Annotated in this window: 3 protein-coding genes and 1 pseudogene; 1 reads left to right on the top strand and 3 read right to left on the bottom strand. The window is 73.8% G+C overall.

The annotated features are described in order from the left end of the window. Window positions 1–814 precede the first annotated feature (814 nt). Window positions 815–1,023 (top strand): annotated as a pseudogene (locus ACFWUY_RS40540) (hypothetical protein); the annotation flags it as partial. A gap of 264 nt (window positions 1,024–1,287) precedes the next feature. On the opposite strand, the gene ACFWUY_RS40545 reads toward ACFWUY_RS40540, so the two are convergent. The 3 genes from ACFWUY_RS40545 to ACFWUY_RS40555 all read right to left on the bottom strand — a co-directional run bounded on the left by ACFWUY_RS40545 (window position 1,288) and on the right by ACFWUY_RS40555 (window position 4,700). Further along, window positions 1,288–1,956 (bottom strand): hypothetical protein, encoded by a 669-nt coding sequence (locus ACFWUY_RS40545; protein WP_384121800.1) that lies wholly within the window; start codon window positions 1,954–1,956, stop codon window positions 1,288–1,290. Between the two features lie 390 nt (window positions 1,957–2,346). Continuing rightward, a complete protein-coding gene (locus ACFWUY_RS40550; protein ID WP_384121802.1) occupies window positions 2,347–2,505 on the bottom strand; it encodes a hypothetical protein in 159 nt (52 codons plus the stop codon). Between the two features lie 134 nt (window positions 2,506–2,639). Further along, window positions 2,640–4,700: a hypothetical protein gene (locus ACFWUY_RS40555; RefSeq protein ID WP_384121804.1), complete on the bottom strand. Its 2,061-nt coding sequence runs from the start codon at window positions 4,698–4,700 to the stop codon at window positions 2,640–2,642. Window positions 4,701–4,902 lie beyond the last annotated feature (202 nt).

Raw genomic sequence — 4,902 nt, forward strand, 5'->3', positions numbered from 1 at the left:
CACGCCTCCGAGGAGGAAGAACGCGAACGACGTGATCAGGTAGAGATGCCCGATCTTCTTGTGGTCCGTCGTCGTCAGCCAGTCGATGACGACGCTCCCCCAGCGCCTCCTCCTCACCGGCACGAGGGTGGGCGGCTGAGTGGAAGTGACCATGGAGACTCCGTGGAGGACTGGAATGAACGCGGGCGAGCGAGGTGACCATAAGCCCCTCCACTCCCAGCAACCGCCCGAACACGGGCGCTCGGATCAGTCTCTTCATCGCACCGGCGCTGACCTGCGGATCTGCTCTCCTCCGCAGCAGAAAACCTCCATTCGGCGGGCGTGGGACGTCAGCCACCGTGCGCCCTGTACCCCCTGTGGCCCCACGCCGTCCCCTTCGGGCCGAGCCGCCCGTCACGGGCGGGATCTCCGGGCAGGCGCCGCGACGACCCGACCCCTCATGCAGGCAGAAGTGAAGCGGTCGTATCACGTCCTTCTCATGGGCGCCGCCCTGAGTGCCGCCGCTGTCCAGGTCCAGCGAAGCGGATCGAGGGGGACGAGTGCGACGCCGGCTGGTGTGGTCACCGTCAACCAGGCGCCTACCGACGTGTACGCGGGCGGTGCTCTCCCTCAGCCGCCGGACCGCTTCGGTGACGATCTCGAGGTGCGGATCCGCCCGGCTCCTGGTGACCGAGGCACCGAACGGTGGACCTCGCGGCGGTGCGGGACACCAGGTCGTTCCTGGCGCGACTGGTGACCCGTCAGGCGCTGAACGCCTTGCGGGCGAACGCCCGCCGGCGCGAGGACTACGTCGGCCCTGGCTGACCGAGCCCGTCCTGCTCGACGAGAACGACGCGTCGGCCGATCCCACCAGCAGGTCCGAGCCCGCGTCGAGCGCGTCTTCGCCCGTATGAAGACCTGGAAGATCCTCCGCGGCTGCCGCCTCAAAGGCGACGGCGTCCACCACGCCGTGCTCGGCATCGCCGGATGTACGACCTCGCCCTCTCCGGCCAGGCCCGGACTTCGCAGGTCACCCGATCGTGAAGATCAGGTGGTCGTAGCTGATCGCTTGCCGATCGGAACCGTAGCGGCGACAGCTGTCTCGGTCCGGCCCGGTCGAGATCGGACGCCGGGAGGCCGCTGCGGCGAACCTTCTCGGCGACCTGCGAAGCACGGGGCCAGGGCAGCGGGCCGCACGGCGGCCCGCCATGCCCGAGACAACCAGAAGATCACTACCGCGCGAGCGCCGCATCCTCCCCGTGATCTCCCGCCTGCGGCGGTTCTCGAACCGACCGGCCGCCACCCCGGCTACAGACTCAGCACGTACCACTGCTTCGCGGACCGGCCGTGCAGGTAGAGACACCGGCCCCGGCCGACGGGGCGTGCGTACCCTTGGACCGGTGATCCGTTGGGCATGGTGAGCACCGCTTCCTCGACGACGACGACTTCATGGCCGGTCACCCTGCAGTAGTGCAGCCTGTCTCTCCGACCGGAATCACGGGGGCCACCGCCGAGAAGGAGAACCCGGTCGTCCTCGACCGCCAGGCCGAGAGGGGAGCTCACCGGGCTCTTCCGTACCCGGACCTGTCCGGTGGTTCGCGCTTGGAGGAGAGGGAACTCGGGCCAGTAGACGGCCCAGGCGACCGAGTCGGCGACGTTGAGGGCGTAGACCGTGTCGATGTGGGGAGCGTCCTGGGGCGGCCAGTACCCCCACTGGTGGTTGCCCCCGCTGTCCCAGCGGGCCAGGCCGGCGGCGCTGACGGGATCGACGTAGACCCCTTCGTCGTAGTAGGCACTCCAGAGGTTGTTCCGACGGTCCGCCATCATGAACTCCACCGAAGCTCCCACGACGAAGCCACGGCGGGGGCTGCCGTCACGGCCGAATATCTGGGCGTTGCGGTCTCCGGTGGAACCGCTGCCCTGCAGGACGAGCCGGTCATTGGGCAGCGCGTCGAGGCGGTACGGACTCAGGGCCACACCCCGCAGGGCCCGTTCACGTATCTTCCCCGCGTCGTCGATGACGACAAGAGCGTCGAAGGGCAGACTCCGGGGCCGCGGTCGGACTCTCCCGTACGGATTCGGCGGGAAGACCGCATCCGCGCAGATCAACCACAAGGCCCTCCCCCACGCGTCCACCGTGGAAGCCAGGACCTTCCGGTCGTCGTACCGCCGAGGCAACCATGCGTAGGGACGCAGTGCCACCTTCTTCAAAAGACCACCTCGCGGGCGAAGGAACGCAGCGCCCCATCATCCCGGAGACCTCACCCGGTCGGATCCGGGGTGCGGACCCCGTACGGATTCGAGGTGGTGTCCGCGCGGGGTCTCCCGTCGAGGGGTGGGCCGTGAAGGAAGGACCCGGACACGGGGTCAGTGCCGTGCGGGCACCGGTGTTTCGGTGCCGTCGTGCACGGGGGCCGGGGTGCCGCCCAGGGCGCCGAGTCCGAAGACGACCAGGACCAGCGGGACGGCCCCTGCCGGGATGCCGGCGCGGTCGGTCAGGAGCGGGGTGAGCGGACGGGCGGGCAACGGCTGCGGAGTGGACGTACGGCTGGGGCTGGACGATGACGGAGGCGGTGCGGCCGCGGGTGAGCGGGCGCCCCGGAGGCACTCGCGCGGACGGGGCGTCAGGTCCGCCGCGAGTGCCGGGCGTTCCGGCTCCGTCAGTCGCGTGCGTTCGGCGCCGGTCCCCCGGTCGTCACCGTCCATCCGGGCACCACGGAACCGTCGGCGAGGCGGCCCGTGAGTCGTACCGGTCCCTCGGGACCGGCCGCCCGGGCCGACAGGACCGGGCCCCGGCCCGTGGCGGTGACGGCTCCCCCGGCGGTGACGCCCGTCAGCCGGCGGCTGCCCGCGGCGAGGAGGTACCGCGTGCCCGACGGCGCCGTCCAGTACGTGCCGGCGAGCACGTGCTGACCGAAACGGCCGCACGCCGCCGTGTCCCGGAGTTCCGTCACGGTGCGCGGCACGCTTCCGGCGGGTCCGACCGGTGCCGTCAGGGAGACGATCACCCGGCCGCCGCCCTCCCAGGTGTCCGCGCGGGAGCAGACCCACAGGGCCCGGCCCGCCCGTTCGGGCAGTGACTGCTCGGCGTACTCCCAGCGGTTGACCGAGCGGACGCCGGTGCCGTGCAGGGCCGCGAGGGAACAGGCGGACGACGCCCAGGCCGCGAGCCCCCGGTCGCCGGTGGCCTCGCGCGGTGCCCGCGCCGGGGCGCCCGTGCCCGGCCCGGGCGTCCAGGTCAGGTGGACCGGGGTCAGCTCCCCCAGGTCCGCGAGCAGGAAGGCGTGGTCCTCGACGATCCGCGCGGAGGAGGCGAGTTGGAGCACGGTCGCCCTCGCGCACCCGCCCGGGCCCTTCTGCGGTACGGGCGTGTCGTACGCGACGGGAGCGGTGACCCCGTCCCGGGCGACCTCGAGGGGGCGCGCCGCGGTCCTCGGCGCCCGGAGGTCCCGTACCGCCGCCTCGGCGATCCAGGGCGCGAGGAGGTACCGCGCCCGGCCGGGAGTGCGGGTGAGCACCACGGCCGCCCCCGTGGTGACGTCGGCGTCGTCCGCGCGGGCGAGGTCCAGGACGGCGGGACCTCGGCCGTCGCCGGGTTCGACGTACCGGGCGAGTCTCCGTCCGTCGTGCAGGAGCACCACGCCGACGCCGTCGACCGTTCCCGCGTAGAGGAGGCGGGGCGGTTCGGCGGGCGGCGACGTGGGCGTGGCCGGGGTGGCCGTCAGCCGTACGCCGCCGCCGGCGCCCCGGGACCAGGCCTCCAGGGCGCGCCCCAGCAGGGCCGTGTCGCCCGTCCTCGTACCGCGCGCGGGCCAGGCGGTGAAGTCGACGCGCGAGGTGTCGGCCCACCGTTCGGCGGGCGCGCGTACCAGGGCGGTGGGGTCGAGGGCGCGGGCCAGGGCCGCGGCGGAGAGGGCGGTCGGGGAGCCGGCGAACTCGCCTTCCGGGGCCCGCCCCGAGCGGAGTTCGACGGTCGTCACGGCGGCCGTCGTGACCAGGAGCACCGCCCCCGCGAGCGCGGCGAGCCGCTCGCCCCGGCGGCGGCGCAGCAGGTCGGTGGGGCGGGTGTGGACGGTACACGGGTCGAACTCCGCGCTGCGGAGGAGGGCCGCGACGTCGGTGCCCGGTGCGGCGCCGAGCCGCTCGGCGGCGCGCAGGGCGGCATCGGGTTCCGCGACGCCCGCCCGGGCGAGCAGGCGGACGACCGCGTCCCCGGGAAGGCCTTCGAGGGTACGCAGGGCGAGCGCGGCCCGGGTCTCGGGCGCGGCGGCCGCCAGAGCGCGGTCGAGGGCGAGTTCGTCGGATCCCCCGGCGCGGGGGAAGAGCCGCAGACCGAGGACGAGCGGCAGCCGGAGGGCGGGAGGAACGAGCCGGCTCGGTGGGCGGAGCGCGGCCCGGACGACGGTGGCCCGGAGCCAGGAGTACACGGGCCTCTCGGTGCCCCGCTGCCCGGGAGGGGAGAGCGGGAGTGGGGCGGGCTCGTGCGGGGAGGGCGGGGGTGACGCCGGCCGGGTCCGTCCGCCGGTTTCCGAGAGCGTCCTCTGGACGAGGGCGTGGGCGGTGAGGACGCGGCGGTGGCGGCCGAGCGTCGGCGGCAGGATCAGGTAGGCGAGCCGGACGAGCCCGGGATAGTTCTCGACGAGCGCGGCCTCGGCGGCCTCTCGGGCGGGGCGGCCGGCCGGTATCGCGGTGTCGGCGGTGGCGTGACGGGACAGCAACATGACCGGCCAACGATCCCGGGGCGGTGGCGTCACCTCGGACCTGTGACCGTACGACTCCCCCGGGAGCGGGACAGCGCGGCGGGATACGGGGTCCGGCACGGGCCCGGGGGCATCCGGGCCACCAGGCGTCTTCCACACGTCACATCCCCACACCTCACACCCCGTACCACCGGGGCCGCGCCGGTCAGGACCACCGTGGTCC

It is taken from the genome of Streptomyces sp. NPDC058664, assembly GCF_042716635.1.
Taxonomy (GTDB): Bacteria; Actinomycetota; Actinomycetes; order Streptomycetales; family Streptomycetaceae; genus Streptomyces.

Bases quoted from the DNA above. Each gene is read 5' to 3' on its own strand.
- ACFWUY_RS40555 (WP_384121804.1), bottom strand. From the start codon at position 4,700: ATGTTGCTGTCCCGTCACGCCACCGCCGACACCGCGATACCGGCCGGC.